At 43.4% G+C, this 26,823-nt stretch carries 32 protein-coding genes; 1 reads left to right on the top strand and 31 read right to left on the bottom strand.

Features of this window, described 5'->3' with window-relative positions; genetic code table 11:
- Window positions 1-145: 145 nt before the first annotated feature.
- From MTR11_RS22065 to MTR11_RS21910, 20 genes are all read right to left on the bottom strand, one after another.
- Entirely contained in the window at window positions 146-550 is a 405-nt protein-coding gene (locus MTR11_RS22065; protein ID WP_243328435.1) for a DUF1801 domain-containing protein, read from the bottom strand.
- A gap of 146 nt (window positions 551-696) precedes the next feature.
- Window positions 697-1,044 carry an SH3 domain-containing protein gene (locus MTR11_RS22060; protein WP_243328408.1) on the bottom strand — a complete coding sequence of 116 codons (348 nt, stop codon included), beginning with the start codon at window positions 1,042-1,044 and terminating at the stop codon, window positions 697-699.
- A 152-nt stretch (window positions 1,045-1,196) separates the two neighbouring features.
- Window positions 1,197-1,664 (bottom strand): hypothetical protein, encoded by a 468-nt coding sequence (locus MTR11_RS22055; protein WP_243328407.1) that lies wholly within the window; start codon window positions 1,662-1,664, stop codon window positions 1,197-1,199.
- A gap of 770 nt (window positions 1,665-2,434) precedes the next feature.
- On the bottom strand, window positions 2,435-2,905 hold the full coding sequence (locus MTR11_RS22040) for a GNAT family N-acetyltransferase (RefSeq protein ID WP_243328406.1): 471 nt from the start codon (window positions 2,903-2,905) through the stop codon (window positions 2,435-2,437).
- A gap of 156 nt (window positions 2,906-3,061) precedes the next feature.
- Window positions 3,062-3,373 (bottom strand): antibiotic biosynthesis monooxygenase family protein, encoded by a 312-nt coding sequence (locus MTR11_RS22030; RefSeq protein ID WP_241621275.1) that lies wholly within the window; start codon window positions 3,371-3,373, stop codon window positions 3,062-3,064.
- A 143-nt stretch (window positions 3,374-3,516) separates the two neighbouring features.
- Window positions 3,517-3,828: an antibiotic biosynthesis monooxygenase family protein gene (locus MTR11_RS22020; RefSeq protein WP_241621275.1), complete on the bottom strand. Its 312-nt coding sequence runs from the start codon at window positions 3,826-3,828 to the stop codon at window positions 3,517-3,519.
- 114 nt (window positions 3,829-3,942) lie between these two features.
- On the bottom strand, window positions 3,943-4,584 hold the full coding sequence (locus MTR11_RS22015; protein WP_025523671.1) for a hypothetical protein: 642 nt from the start codon (window positions 4,582-4,584) through the stop codon (window positions 3,943-3,945).
- 155 nt (window positions 4,585-4,739) lie between these two features.
- A complete protein-coding gene (locus MTR11_RS22010; RefSeq protein WP_243328405.1) occupies window positions 4,740-5,243 on the bottom strand; it encodes a DUF4236 domain-containing protein in 504 nt (167 codons plus the stop codon).
- 172 nt (window positions 5,244-5,415) lie between these two features.
- Window positions 5,416-5,793 carry a hypothetical protein gene (locus MTR11_RS22005; protein ID WP_104973972.1) on the bottom strand — a complete coding sequence of 126 codons (378 nt, stop codon included), beginning with the start codon at window positions 5,791-5,793 and terminating at the stop codon, window positions 5,416-5,418.
- 666 nt (window positions 5,794-6,459) lie between these two features.
- Window positions 6,460-6,822 carry a hypothetical protein gene (locus MTR11_RS21995; RefSeq protein ID WP_243328404.1) on the bottom strand — a complete coding sequence of 121 codons (363 nt, stop codon included), beginning with the start codon at window positions 6,820-6,822 and terminating at the stop codon, window positions 6,460-6,462.
- Between the two features lie 125 nt (window positions 6,823-6,947).
- Window positions 6,948-8,078, bottom strand: a complete 1,131-nt coding sequence (locus MTR11_RS21985) for a hypothetical protein (RefSeq protein ID WP_243328402.1) — start codon at window positions 8,076-8,078, stop codon at window positions 6,948-6,950.
- 134 nt (window positions 8,079-8,212) lie between these two features.
- Window positions 8,213-8,677 (bottom strand): hypothetical protein, encoded by a 465-nt coding sequence (locus MTR11_RS21975; protein ID WP_029842504.1) that lies wholly within the window; start codon window positions 8,675-8,677, stop codon window positions 8,213-8,215.
- Window positions 8,678-9,041: 364 nt separating this feature from the next.
- Window positions 9,042-9,203 (bottom strand): hypothetical protein, encoded by a 162-nt coding sequence (locus MTR11_RS21965; RefSeq protein ID WP_243328401.1) that lies wholly within the window; start codon window positions 9,201-9,203, stop codon window positions 9,042-9,044.
- Window positions 9,204-9,434: 231 nt separating this feature from the next.
- Window positions 9,435-9,836, bottom strand: a complete 402-nt coding sequence (locus MTR11_RS21955) for an HIT family protein (protein WP_005537025.1) — start codon at window positions 9,834-9,836, stop codon at window positions 9,435-9,437.
- A gap of 142 nt (window positions 9,837-9,978) precedes the next feature.
- Complete coding sequence (locus MTR11_RS21950) at window positions 9,979-10,362, bottom strand: hypothetical protein (RefSeq protein ID WP_243328400.1); 384 nt, start codon at window positions 10,360-10,362, stop codon at window positions 9,979-9,981.
- Between the two features lie 146 nt (window positions 10,363-10,508).
- Entirely contained in the window at window positions 10,509-10,868 is a 360-nt protein-coding gene (locus MTR11_RS21940; protein ID WP_243328399.1) for a hypothetical protein, read from the bottom strand.
- 148 nt (window positions 10,869-11,016) lie between these two features.
- A complete protein-coding gene (locus tag MTR11_RS21935; protein ID WP_086582412.1) occupies window positions 11,017-11,520 on the bottom strand; it encodes a hypothetical protein in 504 nt (167 codons plus the stop codon).
- A 134-nt stretch (window positions 11,521-11,654) separates the two neighbouring features.
- Window positions 11,655-12,155, bottom strand: coding sequence for a hypothetical protein (locus tag MTR11_RS21925; RefSeq protein ID WP_020838873.1), 501 nt, complete (start codon window positions 12,153-12,155; stop codon window positions 11,655-11,657).
- Window positions 12,156-12,287: 132 nt separating this feature from the next.
- The gene (locus tag MTR11_RS21915) at window positions 12,288-12,698 is read right to left on the bottom strand and encodes a cytidine deaminase (RefSeq protein ID WP_025630327.1); all 411 of its coding nucleotides are present in this window, start codon (window positions 12,696-12,698) and stop codon (window positions 12,288-12,290) included.
- Window positions 12,699-13,352: 654 nt separating this feature from the next.
- On the bottom strand, window positions 13,353-13,592 hold the full coding sequence (locus tag MTR11_RS21910) for a hypothetical protein (RefSeq protein WP_062867248.1): 240 nt from the start codon (window positions 13,590-13,592) through the stop codon (window positions 13,353-13,355).
- 493 nt (window positions 13,593-14,085) lie between these two features.
- Here MTR11_RS21910 and MTR11_RS21905 point away from each other — a divergent pair, with 493 nt between their 5' ends.
- The gene (locus MTR11_RS21905) at window positions 14,086-15,066 is read left to right on the top strand and encodes an integron integrase (protein WP_243328398.1); all 981 of its coding nucleotides are present in this window, start codon (window positions 14,086-14,088) and stop codon (window positions 15,064-15,066) included.
- 359 nt (window positions 15,067-15,425) lie between these two features.
- Here MTR11_RS21905 and MTR11_RS21900 read toward each other — a convergent pair whose 3' ends face one another.
- The 11 genes from MTR11_RS21900 to MTR11_RS21850 all read right to left on the bottom strand — a co-directional run bounded on the left by MTR11_RS21900 (window position 15,426) and on the right by MTR11_RS21850 (window position 26,822).
- Complete coding sequence (locus MTR11_RS21900; protein WP_243328397.1) at window positions 15,426-16,550, bottom strand: hypothetical protein; 1,125 nt, start codon at window positions 16,548-16,550, stop codon at window positions 15,426-15,428.
- Between the two features lie 252 nt (window positions 16,551-16,802).
- Complete coding sequence (locus tag MTR11_RS21895) at window positions 16,803-17,063, bottom strand: hypothetical protein (RefSeq protein ID WP_243328396.1); 261 nt, start codon at window positions 17,061-17,063, stop codon at window positions 16,803-16,805.
- 59 nt (window positions 17,064-17,122) lie between these two features.
- Window positions 17,123-19,060: a hypothetical protein gene (locus MTR11_RS21890; protein WP_243328395.1), complete on the bottom strand. Its 1,938-nt coding sequence runs from the start codon at window positions 19,058-19,060 to the stop codon at window positions 17,123-17,125.
- 55 nt (window positions 19,061-19,115) lie between these two features.
- A complete protein-coding gene (locus tag MTR11_RS21885; protein ID WP_243328394.1) occupies window positions 19,116-21,875 on the bottom strand; it encodes a host specificity factor TipJ family phage tail protein in 2,760 nt (919 codons plus the stop codon).
- Complete coding sequence (locus MTR11_RS21880; RefSeq protein WP_243328393.1) at window positions 21,832-22,254, bottom strand: hypothetical protein; 423 nt, start codon at window positions 22,252-22,254, stop codon at window positions 21,832-21,834. Before MTR11_RS21880 ends, MTR11_RS21885 begins: the two co-directional genes overlap by 44 nt.
- Window positions 22,251-22,703 (bottom strand): DUF1833 family protein, encoded by a 453-nt coding sequence (locus tag MTR11_RS21875; RefSeq protein ID WP_225472820.1) that lies wholly within the window; start codon window positions 22,701-22,703, stop codon window positions 22,251-22,253. The genes MTR11_RS21880 and MTR11_RS21875 overlap by 4 nt, the downstream gene beginning before the upstream one ends.
- A gap of 10 nt (window positions 22,704-22,713) precedes the next feature.
- Window positions 22,714-23,265, bottom strand: a complete 552-nt coding sequence (locus MTR11_RS21870) for a hypothetical protein (protein ID WP_213893792.1) — start codon at window positions 23,263-23,265, stop codon at window positions 22,714-22,716.
- Window positions 23,265-25,508, bottom strand: a complete 2,244-nt coding sequence (locus MTR11_RS21865) for a hypothetical protein (protein WP_243328392.1) — start codon at window positions 25,506-25,508, stop codon at window positions 23,265-23,267. Before MTR11_RS21865 ends, MTR11_RS21870 begins: the two co-directional genes overlap by 1 nt.
- Window positions 25,489-25,821: a phage tail assembly protein T gene (locus tag MTR11_RS21860; protein WP_054729851.1), complete on the bottom strand. Its 333-nt coding sequence runs from the start codon at window positions 25,819-25,821 to the stop codon at window positions 25,489-25,491. The genes MTR11_RS21865 and MTR11_RS21860 overlap by 20 nt, the downstream gene beginning before the upstream one ends.
- Before the next feature lie 23 nt (window positions 25,822-25,844).
- Window positions 25,845-26,315, bottom strand: coding sequence for a phage minor tail protein G (locus MTR11_RS21855; RefSeq protein ID WP_243328391.1), 471 nt, complete (start codon window positions 26,313-26,315; stop codon window positions 25,845-25,847).
- 3 nt (window positions 26,316-26,318) lie between these two features.
- Complete coding sequence (locus tag MTR11_RS21850) at window positions 26,319-26,822, bottom strand: phage tail tube protein (RefSeq protein WP_193278567.1); 504 nt, start codon at window positions 26,820-26,822, stop codon at window positions 26,319-26,321.
- Window position 26,823: the final 1 nt, after the last annotated feature.

The raw sequence follows: 26,823 nt of genomic DNA, 5'->3' as shown, positions 1-26,823 counted from the left end.
CCTCCGATGAGAGCTAACGCCCTGTTAAGGTGTGAGCAACGCAATACCGAAGCCGCCGCATACCACCTTAACCACTAAAACCAACGCATAGCAAAAATGCCACGCGTTGCGAATCACTCTTAAACAGTTTGTTATGTGAATTTTATTACGCGCCTAAAAGAGGTAAATTTTTACGCTGCTGATAGGTTAAAGCCAACTCTAAACAGGACTTAAGCACTCTTTCTGGTATCGGTTTCGATAAGGACAGAACTATTGCTCTATTTCCCTGAAACACCAGTTCTTCACCATACAAATCCCGGAATGTATCGACGAGCTTGGTTTGGCAATTAAAGAAAAGGTAATAGTTGTTAGGAGACTTGAGTTTCCAGTCCATTCTTAGCGGACTGCCTGTTTTTACACTGTAGCTTGGCTCACCCCATTTTAGAGTTTCTTCGACTTCACCAAGTTCCAACTCAGATGCTATTTGAAAGACTAGATTGCGTAGCTCCGCTAACCTAACACGAGCATTCTCTGGGTATTCATCGAAGCGATCTTTGACTACCTTGTTTATTGGAATCTCCTATTCACATAACGCCGCGTTAAGTGGTGAGCAACGCCACCACCCGACCTAACCCATTGTGCTGTAAACACTTAAGCCAAATTAAACTGAGAATGCCAAGCGTTGTGAATCCGTCTTAAACGCTTTGTTATGTGAATTTATACAGCGCACAAATGATTTAAAGGAGCCCAAGCTAATTCTTCCGGGTTGCCCACTTTCCTACTCCAAATCCATCCGTTTAATTCATGTTCTTTTACTAGAATTTCACCAATAGCCAAACTATGTTCCTTGGCAAAATAGTCCTCAAGTACGGTTACTTCGCCATTGTCGATAGCTAGTATTTGTTTAGGAACCCAACCGTCTTTATTTTCCCCTCGGCAGAAAATCCAGTTTGCCCAGTCACCTTCTGGATTTGATTCTTCTACAAACTGCAATCTTTCGCCAACAACTAGTCGAATAGGCGATTCTGGAGCATCTTGATACTCTTTAACGACTTTGTATTCCATAGCTTATTTCTACTCCATTCACATAACGCCGCATTAAGGTGTGAACAACGCGACCACGAAACCCGACCATGCCACCGTAAAACACAGAACTCAACGATGGAATGAAAAATGCCAAGCGTTGAGAATCACTCTTAAATGCCTTGTTAGTTTTATTACAGCAAGCGATCTTTAAATATACTTAACAACTGACAATGCTGGTCTTGAAGTCTGTCTATCGACTCTTCCATATGCTGCATGTACTTCTCCGCCTCTTTGGCTTCCGCTTTGTTTTTATAAGCCAAGCTAATTTCTTCGTAGTTAAACCAGCTTGAAGCATTTGAATCAACATTAGTTAGCCAATCAATAATGCCCTCATCAAAGTAAAAATCAGCTAGAGCAAGTGCCTCTTGAAAATTTTCATACAGCTGAGGATCGACTTTACGAGTGTTATCTGTGTTCCGCAAAAGTCGTTGCACTGCCATATATATCTGTAGTCTTTCAGATTTACTATCACGCTTTTCCTTAGAAACATTCAACTTCCATTGTTGATAAGCAATATAAGCTACTGAAACAGCAATCACTGGACTAAGTAGCGCAGAAAAGATGTCAATTACTTGTTTTATTAGACTTAAATTATCCAACGATTTCTCCCGTAAAACTAACGCCCTGCTAAGGGGTGAGCAACGCAATACCGAAGCCGCCGCATACCGCCTTAATCACTAAATTCAACGCATAGTGAAAATGCCACGCGTTGCGAATCCCTCTTGAGCAGTTTGTTAGTCGCGAGGCACCGAGCGACAATTTTAAGCCGAACTAAACTTTGCGAACAACAAACTTTATGTGCTTTGATGCACTTAAGTCAGGCGTAGTCTCAAAGCGGCTAGTCAATGAAACCACTTGGAACAAACAACGCCGCAGAAAACGGACTGACAACACCAAAAAGCGCTTTTGGAAAGCCAATCTCACAATGCGTACTTTCAACAAAGTCACTGAAACTACATGGAACTTACAACACCAGAGAAGACGACTTTTCAACTAGTAGATCTGCTTTTGAACCAACAAACTCACCGGGCAGAATTGCAACCAAGAACAGACGCTCGATTGCCCTGCTCTGTCAGCACCAAAGAACAAAACAACCGCTTGGACACTTGCAAAACTTTGGACTTAAAACAGCTAAACTGAGTTTTGATCATCGATGAAGAACCTGTATAGCAAACAATCATCAGCCAAATTTTAAGCTTAGAAACGTGATTTTGATTGCTAGCTTTTTCTGGCGACTAACGCCTTGTTAAGGTGTGAGGCACGCAATACCAATGCTTCAGCATAACACCCTAACCACTAAAACCAACGCATAGTAAAAAATGCCACGCGTGCCGAATCACTCTTGAACAATTTGTTATGTAGCCGACTTTCAGGTTAGTGCTTTCTGTCCAATTTGGATTTTGGGCTCAATACCAGCTTTGCGATACAAAGCTAGAGCTGATTCATTGAAAGAATATACTTCTAACCACAGCTCTTCTCCGCCGTTAGAAATAGCCCTTTCCTCAAATGCCTCTATTAGCGCCAATCCAACACCCTGACTCCTAAAGCATGAATCCACAACAATCTGTTCAACGCTTGCGATCTTTCGCTGTTTGAGCGTCCAAGACTTACGAACCCATAGCTCACCAAAAACAAAACCTACTAACTGCCCTTTGCTTTCGGCTACCAGAAAAATCGACCTTTCATTTTTGATTATCTTGTGTAGGTCTATTTTTTGTTCAATTTCTTCCGGTGATAAAAAGTCATCAGGTAAATTTGCTTGATGATACTCATTAAGCTGAAACTGTAGTTTCTTGATAACACTGATATCTTCAATGCGAGCTTGCCGAATATTTAACATATATAAATCCTTTTAATTTACCGTCCTCTCGCGGCTACATAACGCCCTGTTAAGGGGTGAGCAACGCAATACCGAAGTCGCCGCATACCACCTTAAACACTTAAACCAACGCATAGTGAAAATGCCACGCGTTGCGAATCCCTCTTAAACAGTTTGTTATAACCACATATTCTCACGGACTTCATAGTGGCTAACATGACGATCTGGATTCAATTTGTACTTTTCATCCTCTGGATACAATTTAGCGACACTGATATTTTCACCAGCAAATGCTTTGATACATTCGAGATCTTCCCAATAGGTCAACAAAGTGATTTCAGCATCATCGCCTAAATCTCGATTTAGGATTTGAGCACCGAGGAAACCCGATGTACTAGATGTATCTTCGATTCCTGTCTCATACAGGTATGCAATAAACCCTTCTTCATGCTCTTTAGGGCAAGTAGCTTTCCATTCCCTTGCTATCATAAATACTCCATTTTATGTCGTGGTTATAACGCCCTGTTAAGGGGTGAGCAACGCAATACCGATGCCGCCGCATACCACCTTAAACACTAAAATCAACGCATAGTGAACATGCCACGCGTTGCGAATCCCTCTTAAACAGTTTGTTATAACCACATATTCTCACGGACTTCATAGTGGCTAACATGACGATCTGGATTCAATTTGTACTTTTCATCCTCTGGATACAATTTAGCGACACTGATATTTTCACCAGCAAATGCTTTGATACATTCGAGATCTTCCCAATAGGTCAACAAAGTGATTTCAGCATCATCGCCTAAATCTCGATTTAGGATTTGAGCACCGAGGAAACCCGATGTACTAGATGTATCTTCGATTCCTGTCTCATACAGGTATGCAATAAACCCTTCTTCATGCTCTTTAGGGCAAGTAGCTTTCCATTCCCTTGCTATCATAAATACTCCATTTTATGTCGTGGTTATAACGCCGCATTAAGGTGTGAGCGGCGCTTGGCTATACTTGAGCGAAGCGAAACTGCCAAGCGTTGCGAATCACTCTTAAATGCTTTGTTAACTGCTGCCTAACAACATAGTAGGAACTGAAGATATATATGAGCCAGCAATTTGGAACAAGCTCTGTGTCGTTTGGAGATCAGGCATGAAAGTACATCCGATACTTGCAACTACTCCATACGCAGCTTGTCGCCATGACTCTTTACTACCAGTATCTAATTTTTCATGAAGCATATTAAATGAGCTTTTAAGGTAGTCGTTTTGGGCTTCGGTTAACTCAGTGACTTTGTTGACCTGCGTAATGATTTTAACAATTTGAACGCTCATTTCGTCTAGTTGTCGCTTTAACACTTCAGCTTCTTCTTTTGTGAAAGCTTCGCCACTCTCTGCACTATTCAAAAGATTGGAGGTATTAAAAATGCTCTCCGCAGATTCCATCAAAGGTAGTTTTGTAACCAAAGCCGTAACTTCGTAACTGTTGGCTGTGAGCAGCCTAACTTCATAAAGATCACCAAAGTTACAACTTAGAGATGAATTAACCTCAAGCATTTCAGTAACCTCAGGATACCCCGGTCTTGCCGCTGTTGTAGCCCAACATTCCTCTTGCATGAGGTAGACGGAAGACAGAATTAGAGTTCCGTCAAAAATAACGTCGGCTTCACCGACTTTAAGTTTCACAACTTGTTGCTGTGTGAACATAGATTCCTCTGTAATTATTTGCTTTCGATGAGACAGTTAACGCCGCATTAAGGGGTGAACAACGTCACCACCGAACCTAACCCATTGTGCCGTAAACACTTAAGCCAATTCAAACCAAAACTGCCAAGCGTTGTGAATCCCTCTTAAATGCTTTGTTATGGCTCTGGACTTGAAAGGTACTCTGCAGCAACCCAGCCTTTAACCCCATTACCCTCAATAAGCACCCAACTACCACTTTTTTGAATAACCTCAACCTCGTCCCCTGCGAGCAGTTGATTGACTACCTTTGAGTTAGTCGTTGGTTCAGCTCTTACACGTAAACTTTTAACATCAACGGTACTAAACGAAGTGACTGATTCAGGAGGAGAACCCAAAAAGCTGGCTACTAATAAGAAAACTACAATTGTTAGCAACGTTTTACCTAGTAAGGAACTACCTTTACCGGTGTTTGACGAGACTTCCTTCAGATTACCGCTACCCGTTAAATTCTGACTATATGAAAGGCCGGAACCGGGAATTCCTACCGTTGCTTTCACCCCCTTTTTGCCAATATTTACCGTAGCACCTGGCTTTCCAATTGAGGTGCTAACACCACTTTTACTAACGTTAATGTGAAGCCCTGGTGCAATTTTTATACGTTTTCGAAATTTGAATCCCATAATTCCCTCTAGACGATCAAACCTTGAATATCGTGTGAGCCATAACGCCCGCTTAAGTGGTGAGCAACATTGCTACTACACTCAATTTTTACCACCGTAAACACAAAAGCTAATTAAAACCAAAACCGCCGAGCGTTGCGAATCCGTCTTAAAGCGTTTGTTATGCAGCTTTCTAATACGGTAATTCATCAGCTTCAATACCAACATAATCGGGAGCTAGATATTGAGGAAACATTACGGCACGGATTGTATCGTGACCAAGTAACACTGCTTTACACACTCTGTGCATACCATCCATTACCCTGCCTTTATGACACAAAATGATTGGGTATGATAAATCAGCTTTTTGGATGAGTTTCGTGTGCTCTATAATATTTCTACACGTTGGTTTTGCACCACCTAGCTCGAACCAAAATTCTTCGTCTAATTCACTGATGTCAGCTAGAGAGATTTCGATAACTGGCAAATCTTTAGCTAGTTCAATTAGCCGGAAAACATCCCACGATAGCAGCCCTTCATCTGAGCTTCGAAAATGATACTGTTGTCTCATAATTCTCCTTGCTGCATAACGCCGCGTTAAGTGGTGAGCAACGCAGACCACCGACCTAAAACATTGTGCCGTACACACTAAAGCCAAAGCAAACGAAAAATGCCACGCGTTGCGAATCCGTCTTTAACGCTTTGTTAGCTTATTACTTACCGAGCATTCCAAACTAAAACAACAACTTATTTTGACATTAAACGTGAAGTCGAGATTATAAACATAGCCGAGAACTTCAGGCGATGAACTTAGTATTAACTTGAGCTTAGCCAAACCGCCGAGCGTGGAGACTCACGGAACTTCACCCACCAAGGCTCGTATTGGATTTGCTACTTTCAAGTGCAAAACTTAGCCATGAATGAAGCAGAGGCGGAACTGAAATTGCCACCAACAAACCAAGACCAAGTAAAGTCACGCCCACACAGAATAAAAATGACTGCTAAAAATGTTAATTATCACCGAAGATACAACTAAAATATTTGCCAATCAGATTGCTCATTTTGACGATATGCCCTACCTAACATTAGCTATATGAGTTTGCTTTTTCAGACTGTAAGCTAACGCCTTGTTAAGGTGTGAGGCACGCAATGCCGATGCTTCCGCATGCCACCTCAATCACTTAAACCAACGCATAGTAAAAGTGCCACGCGTGCCGAATCACTCTTGAACAATTTGTTATGCATCATTTTTGCAACCGTTGTGAGTACAAGTGACTTTTTCTGTAGATGCTGCCCACTCTTTAGGGTTAGTCTGTAAATCCACACCACAGCTAGTAGTTTTACCGTCTTCCGCCAGTTTGTGTACTATTCCCGTTGGCTTATGTAAAACTGTTTTGCACATCTCTGCTTCAAAACCAGCACCTTTAAACTTCGAAATTTTATCTATATTGGCAAAAGCTAGGCCGATAGAGCCGGCTAGAATAGCTAGCCCCATTTCTCCAACCATATTCATAAAACCAAATATAGAGCTAATACCTAAAAGCATTGTGTACGAAAATATTGCAAATATATCTTTGATACTTGACTCCTTTTGATGCATAACGCCCTGTTAAGGTGTGAGCAACGCATTACCGAAGTTCCCGCATACCACCTTAAACACTAAACGCAACGCATAGTAAAAATGCCACGCGTTGCGAATCACTCTTAAACAGTTTGTTAGGCAAATTATCCTCTCTCGAAATCTTCGCCTGCAACAAACTGCTTAACTGACTCTTTATCGACAGAGATGAAATCAGATTTATTGCTTAAACCGCCTAAATGCAGGTCTCTCCCGCCTCGAAACTTGCCGTGTGGAGTATTGAAAGTAATGGCTTCCCCTAAAGAGTATGTGTAGGTATCCAGCTTTGAATCATACAAACCATCAGCACCTTTAGGATATTGAGTGAACTGGATAGAATTGTAATTCGGCTTTAGCAAATTAACGAAAGCTTTTTCAGCGTCTGCGACTATCCGCTTGTGATCATAGTCAAAAGACAAGTCAAAGTTATCTTCGTTTGCGCCAAATTGAGTTATGAATAATGGCTCTAGTCTATACAAGAAAAGGAAGGTTTCGTCACTAACTCGAGCACCCGGAAAACGCTGAGGTTCATTCGCCAAGATCTCCATCCGCTTTTGGTGGCCTTTTTTAATGAGTCTTTCATAACTGTCACCTTTTTTAGCTATTCCAACGTACAGCAAGTCGTAAACAAATAGTTCTTCAAAATTATCTAAGCCATAAACTCCTGAAGCTTCTCGTGAACGATGCCATAAAATTGTCTCTGGTGAAAAGTACTCTAGGAGGTATTGCTCACCGTCCTGTTCATAGAACACATTAATACCCCAATCTCCACAAGCTACACCTATATTTTGGTGTTCCGAGCTTTTAACTGCACTCAATTCATTTATGGAAAGTGAACACTCTGAGCGTTTTTCGCCATTTATAAACAAATCAAATGACAAAATCATATCGGTTTCATTAAAGCTATAAGCCTCGAAATGAGATTTTGCCTTAGCTCCTATCATGTAAAAATCACTTTGCTTCATGTATTCTGCTGCAGGCTCATCCTTCAGCCAAACAGCCTCTTGATTTGAAATAGGTGGGAACACCAATTCTAGAAAAGTGACCTTTGATCTATTTGTATCGCGCCTAGCGGGAACAGGTTGATCGGACATTTCTTTTTTACTTTTACGAACTAGCTCTTCTTGCGACACACGTACTAATTTTTTGAGTTTTCGCTGTATTCTTTTACTACCATTTTTATTAGCCATTTTCTTACGAAGTTTTCTTTTTAAGATTAATAATTCTTCTTTCTTCATACTAGCCTCTATTTGCCTAACGCCCTGTTAAGGGGTGAGCAACGCAATACCAAAGCCGCCGCATACCACCTTAAACACTAAAACCAACGCATAGTAAAAATGCCACGCGTTGCGAATCCCTCTTGAACAGTTTGTTATGCCTGTGCTGATAAGTGCGACAATATTACCTTGTAGCAAGATTCAAAGTCACTTTCTAAGCCAGGGTCAGAGTAGCCTTTTAAGTGAATACGAAAATCAGCAATACCATCGTTCGTTGTTTCAAAAGTCTCTAGAAACTCGTTTTCCTGTGCGATTATTACTGATGGATTGTCATAGCCTCTTTTATTAAATTGGTCTGCAGTTACGTCTATTTTAAAGCCATCTAAATCGAGCCAAACATGAGAATGTAACTCTTCGCTTTTTCCACCGTATTCCCCACGAATTAATGCCGCACCAGAAAAACCATTATCGGTTAAATACGCGGCTAAAATCTGAGAGGAGTCATCACAACAAGCAGAAGGAAACTTACTCACAGACAGGGACGTTCCTACAAAATCGGACGGATTTAAACACTCCATTACACGACGAAAATTTAGGACCAATTCTTGCAGATTTTTCATTTTCCCTCCAAAAGGCATAACGCCCTGCTAAGGGGTGAGCAACGCAATACAAAAGCCGCCGCAAACCACCTTAATCACAAAAATCAACGCATAGTGAAAATGCCACGCGTTGCGAACCCCTCTTGAGCAGTTTGTTAGTTTGCAAACCCAAGGAGTTGATTTTACGTTATTTTAAATTTTGAAAACAATAAGCTTTATGTGCTTTGATGCACTTAAGTCAGGCTTAGTCTCGAAGCGGCTATTCAATGAAGCCACTTGGAACAAACAACGTGGCAGAAACCGAACTCACAACACCAAAAAACGCTTTTGGAAAACCAATCTCACAGTGCGGACTTTCAACAAAGCCACTGAAACCATGTGGAACTTACCACACCAGAGAAAGCGTTACTTCAGCGAGCAAATCGGCTTTTGTAGAGACAAACTCAACGAGCAGAGTTTCAACAAAAAAGTTTAACTCAGTTAACCCAAAACTCGCCGCACCAAAGAATAAATCAAGCGGTGCCTGATTTGGACTTTGACCACACAAATTAACACTGAAATTGAACGCCGATACAACAATTTCGACTTTGAGCTTTTCCCACTAGGTCTTGTGATACAGCTGCGTTTTTCCTCTTGCAAACTAACGCCTTGTTAAGGTGTGAGGCACGCAATACCGATGCTTCCGCATAACACCTTAACCACCAAAACCAACGCATAGTTAAAATGCCACGCGTGCCGAATCACTCTTGAACAATTTGTTAGCATACTTTTTCAATGCTCATAGATCTTTAAGTGATTCTCTTAGTTTATCCATAGTTTGAATTCCAAGTTCACTACTAACCCAACCGTACTGGTCGCCATGAAACCTAGGGAAAATATGCAAATGGTAATGATCGAGCTCGTTGAAATGAGGTGCCTCTCCATTGTTTTGCATAAAGCCGATACCATCGGGATTGAACTTAGCTTCTATACGTTTATATAAATCTCTTGCAACGTCGGTGATCTCAAAAAACACAGACTCAGGCAGGTCAATGAATGTACGGTATTGAGTCTTAGGACAAATTAAAATATGCCCAAAGTTGATTGGATCATGGTCTGCAAAAGCTATAACTTGATCAGATTCGTACACGATGACCGAGTCAATTTCACGATTAACAATTTGTTCGACTATCGTAGCCATCTGAACTCCTATCAAAGTATGCTAACGCCGCGTTAAGGGGCAGCAACGCGTTGCCACTAAACTTCAATTTACCACCATAAACACAGTTGCCAAGATTTGAGCCAAACTCGCCACGCGTTGACTGTCCCTCTTGAACGCTTTGTTATGTGTTTTGGGACTTGAACCAAGACTTTAAATTTGGATTTACTCTTTGCCAGAAAACCCCGTGATAACTTGGTTTACGCAGCTCCAGCACAATTAGCAATATCGTTACAAATACTTGAACAGCAAATATGTACAAAATACTCATGGTGTAGCATTTTTGGCTAAACCCAACGAGAGTAACAAATACTGCAGCCCATATTAGCTCTGGCGCACGCGAAAAGCGGAATACGTTGCAAAACAAGAAGAAATGACCAATTACAAACACAACCACGAGACTTGCATCAAGTGCAATACGATACAACCAGCAAGAAACCAAAACCCCTAATATAAGAATAAGAACATCTGGTTTAGACAACCTAAAACCAGGCTTAAACTCTTTCATATACAAAACTCTCGATATCTAGAAACACATAACGCCCTGTTAAGGTGTGAGCAACGCTATACCGACGCTTCCGCACACCACCTTAAACACTAAAAGCAACGCATAGTGAAAATGCCACGCGTTGCGAATCACTCTTAAACAGTTTGTTATGCGCTTTGCTCCACTAATTCAGCTGTTCCAATACAAGCGACTCGTCCTTCAATATCAGTAACTATATCTCCGGAGAACTGATTATTAAGCTGAACTTGAACATTAGGTAGGCCTATTGGTGCAATATTAATTAAGTACCCATCTTTTATGGTTTCCACTACGTATTTATGCTCGCCAGAAACTTTAAGCTCAGATAGAACGACACCTAAATTGCTATCGATTACCTCTGCAGATGACGCAGATAAACTGAAAACACATTCCCCCGACTCGCCTGAATTGGGAGCTAACAACATGAAACCCACATGTCTACCATCTATTGTTTTCAATACCATCGCTTTTGGTAGTTCATTATCCATATATCCCTCGATATTTAAATGCACTAGCGCATAACGCCGCGTTAAGGGGTGAACAACGCCACCACCGAACTTAACCTATTGTGCCGTAAACACTAAAACTGATTCAAACTGAAAGTGCCAACGTTGTGAATCCCTCTTAAACGCCTTGTTATGCAGCTGCTAGTTCCACACGCATTAACTTTATCAGCTCTTCGTAACTGCTATAAAATTTATCATACGCTTCTTTTTCAGGTTGTTTGTACTTTAGCGTCGGATCAGGAGATTGGATTGTGATATAAGCTTGATCACCTATTTTTTGTGGCGCAGGAAATGCTTTGAAATACAGAGGCATCCAATCTTGAAATAGATCAGCGACATAGAAATATTGCTTGGCGACATCTCTTGAAGCGATAAGGTTAATTTCGGCAGTTAATTTACTAAATGCCTCTGACAAGTTATTGCTTTCGTAGTTTTTAGTACACTTGATTGCACTTTCATACAACTCATGAGTTCGTACATACAGTGCCTTTTTCTCGTTAAACTTAGCATCTGCCGTTGCTTGTTCACGCGCTATTTCACTTGTTCGATGTGTTAATTTCCACATTGTAATTGCTGAGATAATGGTGAACACCCCAGCGACTACAGCTGCTATCACTGCGACATACTCTTTCATAATACTCCTTTGCTGCATAACGCCCTGTTAAGGTGTGAGCAACGCAATACCGATGCTTCCGCAAACCACCTTAACCACTAAACACAACGCATAGTAAAAATGCCACGCGTTGCGAATCACTCTTAAACAGTTTGTTAAATTCGTTCTAACGTATACATGCCCAACTTTCTAATTTCATGGAGTAGAGGCTTTACAGACTCTCGACACTCAAAGTAAAGAGAACATGTATCGTCATAACCTTGTACGAAAACAGCCCGATATTCTGGAATTACGAGCTGCAAAGCATCAGCATCCGTAACTGAAAACCTAGATAAACGGCGGACAAACAAAGAACTGTTTCTTGGCTCCTTAAATATCAACCGACTAACAGATCTATATTTGTACTGGTAACACGAAACGTCCTCCGCTAGAAGACGATGAAACAAATGCCAACGCAGGTCGATATCGGCTTGTTGGTCTAACGAACGATTAGTAAAATATTGCTCAAACTCTTCTCGTGTTAACCAATGATCGAACACAGTGATTGCAACACATTGCCAATCTTCAATGCTCTCGTTCGTTTTATTGTCTAGAGCGGAATAAAGTGATTTGAGGCTCCCCTGCACCCCTTTTGATACATTTCGAAATGCTCTCATAAACCCTCAAGAATTTAACGCCCTGTTAAGGTGTGAGCAACGCATTACCGAAGTTCCCGCATACCACCTTAAACACTACATACAACGCATAGTAAAAGTGCCACGCGTTGCGAATCACTCTTAAACAGTTTGTTATAGCGCTTTGCCGTTTACAAGTGACCAATGATGAGGCATTAATTCGCGTATAGTTTTGAAAACCAATGCATTCTCTGGAGTCGTAATTGCTGCTTTGACATCCCCACCCCAGTGGACGAGGCGCTCTTGGCAAACTCCGCATGGTGACAAGATTAGAAACTCATCGTTCTCGTTTTCACGATACAGGCATAATGAGTGGGTCACTCGCTCATTGAGTTTGTGAGCCTCTAAATACGCTCCCACTTCCATGCATAGTGAAAGAGCATCGTTTTTAGTATCAGGAGCAATGCTTGTTAATATTTTTCCTGACTCTGTTCTAACAGCCGCAGCACCACCCCAACCAGAAGGATATCGCATATTTACTAGTTCTATTGCTGCTTGATAAAGCTCTTTTTCGATATTATCCATGACCACCCATATTCAATTTTATCGAGCGCTATAACGCCGCATTAAGGGGTGAACAACGCCACCACCCAACCTAAAACATTGTGCCATAAACACTTAAGCTGAACTTTGAACCAAAACTGCCAAGCGTTGTGAATCCCTCTTGAATGCTTTGTTAGTTGCCAAACCCAAGGCTTAGGTTTGGAGTTGATTACCGCTTTGCCTACACTGTTTTTACATGCTTTGAAAAACTAAAATCAGGCGTAGTTTTAAAGCGTCTCTCACTGAAACCACTTGGAACAAACAGCGCCGTAGAAAACGGGCTAACAACACCAAAAAGCTCCTTTGGACAGACAATGTTACACAGCTAACTTTCAACATATAAACCAGTTTCTGAAACAGAAAATCCAACCACAAAAGAAACCAACGCTCGATTTTCACAAACCCAAATAACTAGAAATTGAATTACGAAAACCTAGCTAAAAACACGCGGACATTAGCCCTAAACATTCTGTTTTAGGTACGTTTTCCTCGTTGGCAACTAACGCCGCATTAAGGTGTGAGCAACGCCACCACCATACCTAAAACATTACACCGTAAACACGAAACCCAACCTTGAACTAAAAATGCCAAGCGTTGGGAATCACTCTTAAATGCTTTGTTATAAAACCTTACAAGTTACTCGATGTCTTTAACCCAGATCTGTACATGATCAGAATCATTCCAAAAAGATTTACTAACCTTTTCAACGACAAATGTTGAGCTTTGTTCTAAGACCTCTCCCCACTGGATAATTATCTCTTCACCCTCTGACGGTAGATGAGTCAAACTTGTTGCATCACTGTAAGTTTTTTCCAATAGATCAGCTGGGGCTCCATGATTACCGGAATTCACAGCTGAGAACGTTACTTTAATCATCACTAATACCTTATAGTTTAATAACGAGGGCTAACAAAAAAATTTATATCAACAATGGTTAATCAATATAAACAAGCTAAAGACGCCAAACCAAAATTGATATAAATCAATATCTTAATATTGCACACACTAAATTTATAGGCATTTTTGCGAGTAAGCAACAACTTTAATATATGTAGTCCTTATTTTTATCTAAAATAAATCTGAATCATGTGGTATTGGTAAGTTAATATTATTTCAGGCTTCTTAACTTTGTAGATTGCACTCGGTTTTATAACGCTTTCTATACGGCAATTTGCCTCCTTTCTGGCAAGCTACCGCCCTCTTTCTGATCAAAAGCGCTATAAATCGTAGCACCTATATGCATGAAACAAATAGAAAAACAGTATGAATATGTGTGGTCGCGCGCGCAATTAGACGGCGCAATACACGCTAATTACAAAAGAGGTGATAGATTAAGGGAGCTGTATAAATAAACAGGTCATTTTTTATCATGAAAAGTCAGTTTTTACTTAGTGTAAAAGAGCACATGCTTACTCGTCATTATGCGAATAAAACCATCGAAAGTTATCTATTTTGGATAAAACGCTTTATCACTTTCCACCAGCTTGCACACCCTTCGACACTAGCAGAAGATGATGTCGTTCAGTTCCTGAGTTACTTAGCAGTAAAAGAAAAAGTTGCGGTAAAAACGCAAGCTTTGGCACTAAACTCAATATCATTTTTATATCGTGATTATTTCAAAACTCCACTATCACTTGATATGAGATTTCAGAAATCCCTGACCGAAAAGAAACTTCCCGTTGTATTAACTAGGGAGGAGATCCGACGATTCGTTCAACATATCGACCCGAGGTATAAACTCCATATTCAGTTGCTTTATGGCTCAGGGCTTCGAGTCATGGAGTGTTTGCGCTTAAGAGTTCAGGACATCGATTATGATTATGGCGCAGTTCGTGTTTGGCAAGGAAAAGGAGGTAAAAATCGTACCGTAACGTTAGCAAAAGAGCTACATGAGCCGCTTAAAGCTCAGGTTAATTTAGCAAGAGATTACTATTTTAAAGATAGACACATGCCTGGTTATGCGGGTGTATACATCTCTGAAGGTTTACGACGTAAATACCCAAAAGCGGAGCTAGATTTTAACTGGCACTTTTTATTCCCATCAACAAAGTTAAGTACAGATCGGGACACCGGAGAGCTCAGAAGGCATCATATCAATGAAAGTGCAATACAAAGAGCGGTAAAGCGCGCTGCAACGGATGCGTGTATCGAGAAAACAGTAACATGCCATACACTCAGGCACAGCTTTGCCACACATTTATTGGAGTCTGGTGCTGACATTAGAACAGTACAAGAGCAGCTTGGTCACACCGATGTAAAAACCACCCAAATCTATACTTCGATTCATCGTGTCCACCACAAAAGTACATCGCAATTGTTGAAATCAAAACAAACCAATATAAATCAATAAACTAAACCAAACTGCATTACATAGTAGTACTCCTTCTCTATTCTTACATGATCTTAAGAAATCATAAATATTCAAAATTGCATGCTTAAATAGCCCGACTATTGCCCCAAATCTGCCCCATTTCTCGCAACTATCAGTAACCTTTTACCGAATTTCGTACATCTTTATGATCCAACGTTGGAAGCGCTAAAAGTAAAGTGCCTCCTAACCTACTAGTCTCCGAAAATGAACATGCAGTCGAATTTCTAGATAGAACGTACCGAACTGATAAAGCTACGGCTGGAATATGGAATGAGTTGCCAAAAAATCATAAAAAATGACCACCAAGAGGTGGCCGTTTAATCACTTAAAACACTTAACTATAGTTTTTGACAGTATGTTAGTGCTAGATAAGGAGGCAATGATTTATGCGGTTTTCCTGCCCCTATTTCTTTGGTTTCTGATGAGACGTGATATAGAGTCGGACTAGCATCACCTTTAAATTCTGTACCCTTTAGACCCGAATATCTTTCAAACTCAGGTTTCCCCTCATGATTTGAGCTTGCAACCATAGAATTACGATATCCATGACTATGCTTAGGCATTTCTTCCACTGAATGAGTATGAAATTCAGAGCCTCCTAAACTTCCAAGTTTTTCTTTTTTACCTGCCCCAAGAATAAACCGATGTTCAGCTTGTTGAAAAAGTTCCCATCCAGGTGGACACTCTACATTATTGAACGCAATTACTGATTTCGGAGGGGTTACAACATATGTATCCACCACTTTATTAAACATAAGCGGTAACGATGGTCCACTCGTATTTACAGATATAAAAGCGGAGTCGTATAATAATGTTCCCACTCCTTCTTTTTCAACTGTGATGGGTTTATTTCGGGAACAAACCATATGTATATTTGAATTTCTAATTGATGGCTGACTATTGGGATCAACTTCTTGACCATTAATTTCCATACTAACTTTGCAATCGTAGTTCTTTGTATCAACACCATAAAATTTCAAAGTACCATCATGCGTAGAATCAACAGATATAGCTACTGTTTCACTGTGTTCACTACTTGCTGTAAATGAAATTAGAATATTTTTTCGGGCCATTTCAATACAACTTGTAAAGGCGTCTAAAGCAGGCTTACTTACAACCTGGGCTTCAGTAAACAAATCAGCACGATTTTCAGCAAACTCTTGATTTTCATTACACCAAGTTTGAAGTTTTTTACGGTCAGAATTCATGTTGCTACTGCCGCTTCCTCCCCACTTTCCGAACACAGTAACACTTGCTTTGTGAATGTCTTGATTTGAAGCACTTTGGAAATCAAGTCCGCAGCTACTATGCCATTTATATGCCATTGCATGATCTGCACTTCGTTCAGTAGTTATGTTGTTTATGCCATGCTCAATTAAGGTATCGCATGAGTTATTTGCTTGAGCTAAATGTGGAGTAGACAAAGTGACAATAAATAATGACAGGTATATAGGTAGTTTCATGGTGCTAGCCTTTTATTAATTGACAAAAAGTTGCGCCTACCTATCTGCAACTAATGAAATACTAGTTCATGCTCTCTTTAATTCAAACTTGAGGATACGAATTTTACTGTTTCTCATATCGGATGTGTCTTTCTTATCCGAGCGAACATCTAATAAACGTCCCAAAAAACCAAACAAAATAATAAAGTTATTAGCAATACCCTCATTTGTATAGGGCTATATTGAACTACCTACAATATAGCTAGTAATAATCTATAGGTATGACCGGTGGTCATAGTAAAACTTGCGCGCTTCGCTCAGCTCCCATTCAAATGCCTTTCGGCAGTGGTCCTCCTGCTTAAATAGCTTCAAGAACAGCCAATCAACAAACTTGATGGGCGAGCGCTTACCTTGTCGCACGCGGATGTAACTCCAACCGCTAATCGTGAGATCAGACTGACCAGTAAGCAAGTGCAACACAAACATGTTCAGCGCCAACAGGACGCGCATAAACAGCGACCAAATTCGCTTCATGTCATTTCCTCTATTTACAAAAAAAGAGCCAGGGCGGATGCCGTGACTCTTTCGGTTTACTAAGTAGTTTGATTATCAATCAGGCCATACGAGTGTAGTGCTTTCAATAAACTATCCAGCGCCTCGTTCCCACCTTTAGCTCCTGTTACTGTTGGCTTAACTTCAACAGGTGCTCGATCAAAGAATGAAAAACCAGACTCAATCTTGAAAGGACGAACAAATCTCATGTATTGGCCCCAGTCACGAAGGAAGTATTCTGGCTCTACAGAGCCATCCCCTGACATCAAGCCACTGGGTGTCATTCTAAACTTGTGGTGCTGAGAAGCACCATTTTTGCACCCTATCGAACCGTTACCCATGACATCGATAACTTTTTGCTTCGCTAGGTTATAGACCGAAACCGCAGATACATTATCAGAGTATTGATTTCGAACCTTAATACACGCATCAGGGTCAGAGCCATTAAACTCTCGATATTGGTCATTAAAGATATCATTGCGATTTCCGTTGTCTTCAATGGTGACATTGGACAGACCGTACCCGTAGAAGAAGCAGTTTCTATCGCCGTTTATGACAACTTTATGCCCTTCACCTTCATATCGAAGCCCTTGGAATATGTTGTAAGAGCACGTTTCATCGATCTCAACCGTCACTTCATGAATATGCCCCTCAACAGAAACACCAAAGAAGCGGTTGTTGTTTGGGCCGTTGTTTGGATTCGTTTCGCTTGGCTCAGCTCTGAGATGGATTTGCTTAGTTCCAACTTGGCCAGCTGGCTCTGCGGAATAATACGCAAGCCTACCGCCGAAAAAATTATTTTCGTTACACCACCCCGTACCAGGGCCCTGCCAGAGCTCTAGGTTAACTTGGTTGTTTACGATCCTGCCAAGGTAGTATCGATTGTAAACATTACCTGTATCAACGCCCTCACAACGCACGCCATGTTTAAAGTGCTCCACCTGAGGCAAAAACACATCCGACGTATATAAGTTTTTGCAATAGATACCGATGTTTTCAACAAGCCAACCTGCATTACTTTTTTTAGCCAGTATCTTTGGAGCTTTAAATTCTGAGTTGGCGTTTCGGTCATCATTGCCGTCCTCCCCTATAGTAAATGCAGTGCCTAAGAAGCCCTCTGGATAGTGAAGCACGCAGCGATGAAGCGCCATTGGGCAAGAGCCACTCAAAGGCTGGGAAACTGCATATTCACCATCGCCCCGTAAAAGAATATTATTTTCAGTGCAATACTCTAATGCCCTTAACCATGGTTCACTATCATCGGTTACTTTATCTGCCACTGGCCAGAACGCGCGGATGTCAATGGCAAACCTATCGAAGTAACGTTGATTCAGTAGCCAAAACTTTTGGCCACCAATAACTGTGTAATAAGGTTTTGCAATAAGATTTAACTCAGTCAGCTCACCGCTGGCGATTCCGGTAAGAGGATAAATTGTATATTGCACACGCAAAAACTCTGTTCCCTCATTGACGACATCGCCCACTTTTGCGCTTTTGTCAGGCTCTGGCGGCCACGTTAGCCCTCCAAGAATACTATCGCCCACTTTACCCGCAATTTTGTTCACAAGATCTTTAGATGGCACACCATTCTCTAACCACCTTCCTTGCGCTAAATCTTCGGCAATTGTCGCACTGGTAGTGAACGGAAGCTTATCTGGAGTGGGTAAATATTCTTTGTAATCCGCCTCACCGACAGTGCCAACGCTGTAACGTTGAAGAGAGTCAGAGATTAAAGTAAGAGGTTGCCAAACAATGGCTTGTTGAGAAATTGACCATCGATTTTGGAACTCTTGCTCATGGGTTTGACGTTGGTTATAAAACCCTTCATCTGCTTCACGTGCAATTTTAGGAAATGACTTTCTCGTCCCAACTGGCGTTTGAACGTCTTTGTCTTGGTGCGCAATTTCATCAACGGTTTTGGCTGCTCCTTCCATCGTGTTCGTTGCGGCTAATGTGCGTTGTTCAATATTCTGGGTCATGAATAAACCTCATAAAAAAAGCCCAGCGCGATGGCTGGGCATTGAGTGCTTGAGTTTATGCGTAGGCATCCACGCGAGGGTCGTCTTCGATAGCGGCGCAGCCGACCTCGAACTCCCCTTTTTGTTTGACTTGCTGCAGGATGCATTTCTTATACATGGTGTCGGCTTGGCCAAACATGTATTCGCTTGGCTTTTTGCCCTTTTCACCCACGGCGATGATCTTTTCGGTTGGCTCATCGACCAGAATGACAATATCTGGCGCCTCAGTCGGCTCGACTCGGTACGGGCCATGCGTTCCTTTGTTGCCTCGGTTAAACAGCAAATAATGCTGCTTGCCTGGTTCCCATTCCAACAGTCCAGAAAGCTGCAGGTATTGATTGCCATCGGCGGCGTTTAGCGTTTCGATCACCTGCCCCGACGCGCCCCAGCTCACCGCATCGTGCGCCACCGGAATCACATCACCATAGTTCGATTCCCATCCATCCATATCCGTGGTGAAGTCGATGTTAGTGCGGCGGTAGGCTTGAACGGCAGCATGGAATAGCCCTTCCCTTTTGGCCTGCTCTTCGTTGGTGACAAAGTTCAGCTTAAGTGGGTTCGGGTTGTAGCCGTTCTGCCCTGGCAAGGTGCACAGTAAGGTTTCAGATTTTCTTGACTGAGGATTGAACCACTCGACTTCGACGCCGTCGTAGTCATCTTCCTTCACCATGTCGATGTCGACAGAAAAGCTGTCTGGCGTCATGTTCACGGGGGAGTATGGTTTGCACAGCGTCTCTCTTGGCTCATCGCGCCACATGCTGACCGTGCCAAGCTCGATGCGTGGGTAAGCGCGTCCCGTTTCGAGTAGCCTACGTAGCGCTTCCCAAAACGTGGTCGGTTGGTCAAATAGGCCATCACACTTATCACCTCGCGATTCCCATTTATCTCGGTAAGCCAGCAAGGTATCTAGGTCAATGGCATCGTCTTCTAGTCCTGCCCCGTACACATCATTGCGGCAAGCATCAATGACCGCATCCGCAATGGAACGAGTTGGCTCTTCTACATAACTGCCGTCGTCTTGGTGAACAGGCAGGATGCGCGTTGAATCATTCCAGTATTGGCTATTGGCCTGCTGACTGAGCGAGTTAGTGGCTTTGATTTTCAGCGTGATGATGGACTCTTTTTCATTCGTATAGGTTTCCTGAATGACGGACTTCAGCCCCATCCACTGCACTTCATCAAACACTTTAGTCGCTTTGGTGACGGTGCTCAGACGACGACAGCCCACTTCCCAACGCCCTGGTGTTAATCCCATCGCCTCTTTCAACCAAACGGTGATGCGCTGCGGCGTGTTATCGCCTTTTGTCAGGGTTAACTTATGAGTTTGATAAGCCTGATTCGTGCCCTCTGGCCTGACACGCACTTGCCATTCACATGTTCTAGCAACAATATTGCTATTTTTGTTCATGGTGCCAAGGCCGCGAGGGAAGATAAAATCCAACCCCACATCAAGCGCGGTTGCATTGCTTGGCACACTAAGAAAGTCACCGACCCATTCGGCTTCTCGATCCCGTTCTAATACCGATATTTCCGCACTAGGACTATCAATCGTGGTGAAGCCTGTCCAATCGACCACTTCTTCCAATGTGGCAGAGTCCACCAAAGCTAAGGTACCGTTACTGTCTTTACACACATAAGTACCATCGTTTCCCACGGCTTGGTATATGCGTACATACACGTTACTCATAGGCTGAAATCGCGTGACTTCGGTTCCACCATCGGTCTTTACTCGAATACGATTACCAGGGCGAAAAGCGGTGACGATAAAGGTGCCCGAGTTGACACCTGCGCCAGTGATCACAATACGGTCATTGTGCGCCAACGTACCCCAACCCAGCGGGTTTTCAATTTCGTCCGGCAGCTCTTCAGGGTCGATAACGTCTCCATCATCGCCCATATCATGAAAGTGGATATTACCCTCAAAAAAGAGACTGTCTTTGGATGTGGAAGTAATGACCACATGCTGACCCGCATCCCACGGCCACTTATCTCGGCGCATAGTGGAGGTGTAATCACCATTGCCCATATGAATGCTGTAGTTAGACCATAGCTCGACTACCTTGCCACGAAAACGCGCTTCGTTGCTGCTGGTCTCTGCGACCCAATCCGAGGTCACGCCATCGAGCTTTAAGCCGCCTTGGCCATCGGATGAACCGACCTCTTTGGAAGTCCAGACGATGTGATGGAAATGATCCACCACTTCACCAGGCTTATATTCTCGGATTTCAATGTCGGGGTTGTCTGGTTTGATTTCCGTTTCACCAATAACGTGTCGGTGGTAAAGAAACTTGCCAATGCCCTGAGAAAAGGTCTGGTAGTAATACTGCTCGTTGTTTTCGTACTCCCACCAATCCGGTGCAATGATGTCAGGGTAATGCGGCATGCGCCCATAACGAACTGGAACGGGGTTGCCAAGTTTTGGCTTGTTGCCTTGGCCATTGTAGTTGTACACCGAGCTGGCTTGCTTGGTGTTCTGGTTGCCGCTCATGTCTGGCATGTTCATGTACATGTAGACGGCAGAGGCCGCAGACAGGGCCAACGCAGCATAGACAAGCCAATCCACACCAAAGCCGATTTTAGGGCGAATACTCACCACATCACGCTCGCTGATGATCACATTTAAATCATCGAGCCGGTTAAAATTTAAAGTGGCATTGAAGGTTTGGTTTGGGAAGTGTTTTTCTAGCCAATCCGACAAGCAAGTGCCAGCACCGACGGTGTGAACCTTGCGTTTATCCTTTCGAATCGGATGTTGAAACTCGACAATGTGTGGCATGACTATAAAACTCCACGGTATCAAATCGGCGGCGGAACTGGTTTAACGGTTCAATCTTGACGGTGCAGCCAAGGGTATGGATGACATAACCTGGCATTTGCTCGGCGGAGAAAACGCCGCAATGCCATTTGCCTTTACCAGAGGCGGCGACCATGCACAGATGCTCTGGCTTTTGAATGGGTTCGATTAACTGGCCTTGATAGCCATCAATCAGCTCATGGGCGTAGTCTGGTGTGACAAACTGATCCATATGCTTGGGCAGGTTTTCAAGGTGCAAGAAACGCTGCCATGCCTCACGCACAAGCAGGACGCAGCCGTCCACCGGAAAGTGACCATCTGGCAGCGATTTAAAGTAAGCAATCATGGATGGTTTACTCATATGTACATCAATCCTGGGTGCGTAACGTTGTTGTAAATCGGGCGCATGAAGCGTCGGTTGGTCAAATCTTTCCATGAGTTCGTGAGGGTCACGGTCATGGTGGTAATTTTGGCCGAGGACATGGTGAGTCGAATTCGCTTGTTGCGCGGCTTGCTCAAGTCGTCGGTGTCGTATTCGCGGTAAATGCTCACGACTGGAATCACGGGTTCGTGTCGCTTGGCGGTTTCAATCGCCTTGGAGAGCGTGAGGTCGGTATTGGGCGCGGCCACGGTGAGAGCTTCTTGCCCTTTGGTAGCCTTGTCGGGCAATTGAAAAGCAAACTGGCCTGCTGTGAACCACACCCACTCGCCTGACTCAATTCCGGCATGTAGGTCAATTCCGTCCTTCACATAACGGAGCACCCCTCCTGGTAAGGAGGGGTGCTGATATTCAATCGTTGCTATGATCACGTTTGCCTCGCTATGGCAGTTTGAGTAACACGTTATCGGCGGCTTGAGCGGCCTTTTCGATGCCAGATAAAGTGTCTCGGGAAAGTACGCGAGCGGTGTAGCGCTCCAGTTTTAAAGCGCGGAAGGTTTGCACTTTGGCTTTTAGCTCCCAAATGGAACCAAAGTCTTTGCGGCCACCTTTATAATCAAAAGGGGTGTCCTCGCCTGGTGTGGCGGTAAACTGACACTTATGCACTTCAAGGTCGTAGTCGCCCGTTCGAAGCGGTAAATAGAACCACTCCACGCCTGCTTCTAGTTCATTGAATACCCAGCTCTCGAATACCTCTTTTTGCTCTCCGGTGAACCGGAATGGTAAGACAAATTCAGCAGGGGCTATGCGAGAGCGACGACGCATGGTGGCCAAGCCCAAATCCATCTTTGAGCGTATGACCGTTTTTCCATGTTGATACTGATAACCTTTGGATTTTGGCAACGGCAAAATACCGTTACCAAAATACTTGCACGGGTAAAGGATCACGTTCGGGTTCAATTGTGCCAACACTTCAGGTTTGACGGTTGCCATTATTTGAATCCTCCAGGCTGAACGCCAAGCGTTTTAGAGATGTAGCTAAAGTATTTCCCACCACTTTGCGCATCCTTCATCATGATGTTGAGGACTTTGTTCTCGTCATCAATCTCTGCGTGAGTACCAGGCTCGGCTTCATGAATAATGATGGTCCAAGGTTGGGCGCTGGCTCCGCTCCCGTTCGCGGCCATGCGGTTTTGGTAGGCCATTGACGGGTCATTCATAGAAAACCGCTGACGCTGCATAGCCATGATTGCGCTATACATTTGGTCTACTTGATTAGCGGACTCGTTGGTATAAACGCGCTCACCTGCTTTTAACGTCCAGTCGGATTCCATACGACCACCCAACATCGGAACTTCAGATATCCCGTTGTGCGCCATGTTCGAAATTGAATCGACTTTACTGGCCATGGATAAACCAAACCCCATTGCTGAGCCTGCGGCAGCAGCTGCAAGACCAGGCCCAACATAAGGAATTCCAACCAAAGATTTATAGGCGGCTGACGCTGACTCATAAGCGTTGAGCATGATTTGGAAACGCGCTGCGGTTTTACCAATACGAGCGGCGTTTTTGTTTTCACTGTTTTGCAGCTGAGAGATTTGACCGAGGAAGTTGCTCATGCCTCGAACGCGCTCTTGCATCAAGCGCTCTTCACGATACGCCCGTTTTTCAGCTTCGATTTTGGCCTTTTCGGTTTTGGCTTCTTCACTCTTAGCAAAAGACTCGATTGATGCTTCCAAAGCATCATCTTCTAAATCTTTACGCGTCTTTTCTGCATTTAGATAGAACTCTGTCTCACGGTCACGATACTCGGCTTTTAACGCTTCCAAAGTATCAAAGCCACGACGCTTTAACTCTTGTTCAGACACCTGCATTTCTTCGATGTCACGCAAGCGTTGCTCATGCGCTAAGATGAGTTTTTCACGCTCACTCGCGTACTGCATATCAAGCGATGCTAGGCGCGATGCGCCAGAGGCCTGCGCTTGATCAAGACTAGGGTCGCTTTTTAGAGGTCTTATTGGAGGTTGTTCTGGGTATTGTGGTTTATCACTTTTACCATCTCTATTGAAACCTAGAACATCATCTTCATACTGGCGATGGTATTTATCTACCGTCTCTAATAGCGACTCATATTCTTGCTTGAGTTTATTTACTTTCGTTTCAGCTTTTTCGACTTTTTCGCTAAATCGCGAGTTAGCCATACGAGCTTTAACTTCAATATTTCCCTCAGCGCTCTTTTCTGTTGCCTGCAAGCTCTCTAAAGCTTTTTGTGCTCTTTCTAACTCTATCCTTACAGTTCGTGCATCATCCTGAGCATCATGCTTTTTCTTTAGAATACCACTAGCGGTTTTAGGGTCGTCACTCATGCTATCTAATTTGGTACTCCAAAAATCGATAGCGATGGTTAACTTTTTAGTAACCCAATCAATTTGCTCACTAGCACCTAGAACGCCATTAGCAAAAGAACGTTGAAGTTTAAGACCAACATCTGTGAGCTTTTGGTCCATCTCTTTGAATTTCTCAATGTCATATTCCGACATGGAGACGTTCAAGTCGTCGTATTTTTTGGTCAACTCAAAGAGCTTTTGACCTTGATTGTCGAGCAATGGCATCAAAGCCGAGGCATCGTTCGCGATACTCTCCAGATAAAATATCTGGCTTTTCATTGGAACGTTGGCTTCGTCCATCGCCGTTTTGATGGCAATCAACGCATCGGGACCCGACAGCTCTTGCAGCTTTTCAATGGTCAGTCCGACTGTTGGCGCGATGTTCTCCATGAAGTCAGCAAATTCACCACCTTCATTTTCGGTAAAGTCGCCCAGCTTATCGTTCACGTCCTTGAGAATATCAGCCATGTTTTCGCCGCTGATATTGTATTGCTCAGAGGCATACGCCAAGGCTTGTATTTGCTGGACCGATACCTGAGCAACAGTGGCCATCTTTTCGATTTCACGCGCTTGTTGCGCCTGCTGCGTAATGAGGTAAGCCGTGGCACCTGTCACGGCACCAATTCCTGCCGAGACATAACCTGCAGCATCTAACACGCCGCGACCTGCGTTTTTGGCACGGTCTGCGGTTTGCTCTAAAGAGCGGCTTAATGATAGGTTTGAGTCGTTCGCCGCTTTGGCTTCTTTGGTGTAGCCACGCAGCATCTTTTTGGCGTAATCCACATCTTTCTGAAACTTGGCGGTTTCAGTATTGAAGCGGATATTAAAATCAGCTATTTGGGCACTCAAGGCGAACTCCTCCTGCCGACGCACTCAACGCCATCAGCTCTTCTTCGGTGTATTCTTTCGATTCTTCTTCGGGATGTTCTAAAGTTGGCAGGAAGTCTTGGTAGCTTCTAAAGACACTTTCGTCCTTGCAGCCTGCGGCCATCGCAGTGACATTCCAGTTTGAAGAACAAGTCACGGCAAAACGCAGGTTGTCCATCTGATGCTTAAAACCGTGTTTTGAAAAGTATTCACGCCACTCCACAACAGCTTCGCCGCTAATGGAAGCCAACAGGGTTCGCCAACAGACTTGCCCGAACTCACGGGCAAGGTCCATGGCAAACTCAATTTCATCCCGAATTAGACTTTTGGGTCGGTGGGTTCCTGAGTTGTCATTTCTTCCGTTGTAGCGCTATCAGTGGTGGCATCCGAGGGGCCTTCAATGGCATCCAATTCCTTTGGCGTAGATAACCCTGAAAAGTCGGCTATCTCAAAATAAAGCGTTTCAACTTGCGGCGGTGTCATCATCGACATGACCTGCTGATGACGCTCATCGATGTCATCGACATCACCACGATAGGCATACGCGACCAAGCGAGCCTGAGCCATGAAGTTGATACGGAGCCAAGCGTTTGAGTATTTTTTCAAATCAAGAAGGTAACGCTCTTTTTCTTCCTGGCTTGCATCTTCCGCTGGTTCTTTTGGTCGGTTCGGATCGGGAATTTCTGTACAATAATCCATGTAATTCAGCCTATCTAAGCCAGATAACTGAGTAATGGTGACTTCACAGTCACCCACAGGAACCGTCTTTTGCTTTAGAAATGTAGCCATGGATTAAACGCCCCCTTCAGCAGGCTGCGCTTGTTCAGCCAAAATCATTTCAGCGAGTTTTGGCTTGCCAACGTTTTTGATTTTAACCGTGCGGGTAACCTTCTCTTTAATCGTTACCGCTTTACCCAATGAGTTGATGTAGCCTGAATAGGCATCGACCGCTCCGTTAGGGAACACAGTTCGATACTCAGTGACTACATCGTTTTCAATATCGTCTACTAGTTGTTGTTGACCTGGCTCACCAGGCTTCCATACCAAAGTTACATTGGTCTCACCTGCTGATTTTTGACCAGGTGTTGTTTTGGCCCAATCTGCGTCTGGATCGTCTAGGTAGTTGTCTTCTTCATCTTCAACGGTAATTTCACCTGGTTGAATCTCTTTGACACCGCCTAATTTGTCCCATTTTGCGTCATCAAGATAATCAGCTGAAGTCAGGATTTCGGCGGCATCTTTCAAACGCCAGAACGTGGTACCAGCGCCTTTGATTGGTTTAGTTGGGTCCGACATG

It is taken from the genome of Vibrio sp. CCB-PB317, from assembly GCF_022808245.1.
Taxonomy (GTDB): Bacteria; Pseudomonadota; Gammaproteobacteria; order Enterobacterales; family Vibrionaceae; genus Vibrio; species Vibrio diabolicus.
The sequence above is the reverse complement of the archived record's forward strand: the minus strand, read 5'-3'. Positions and strand labels throughout refer to the sequence as shown.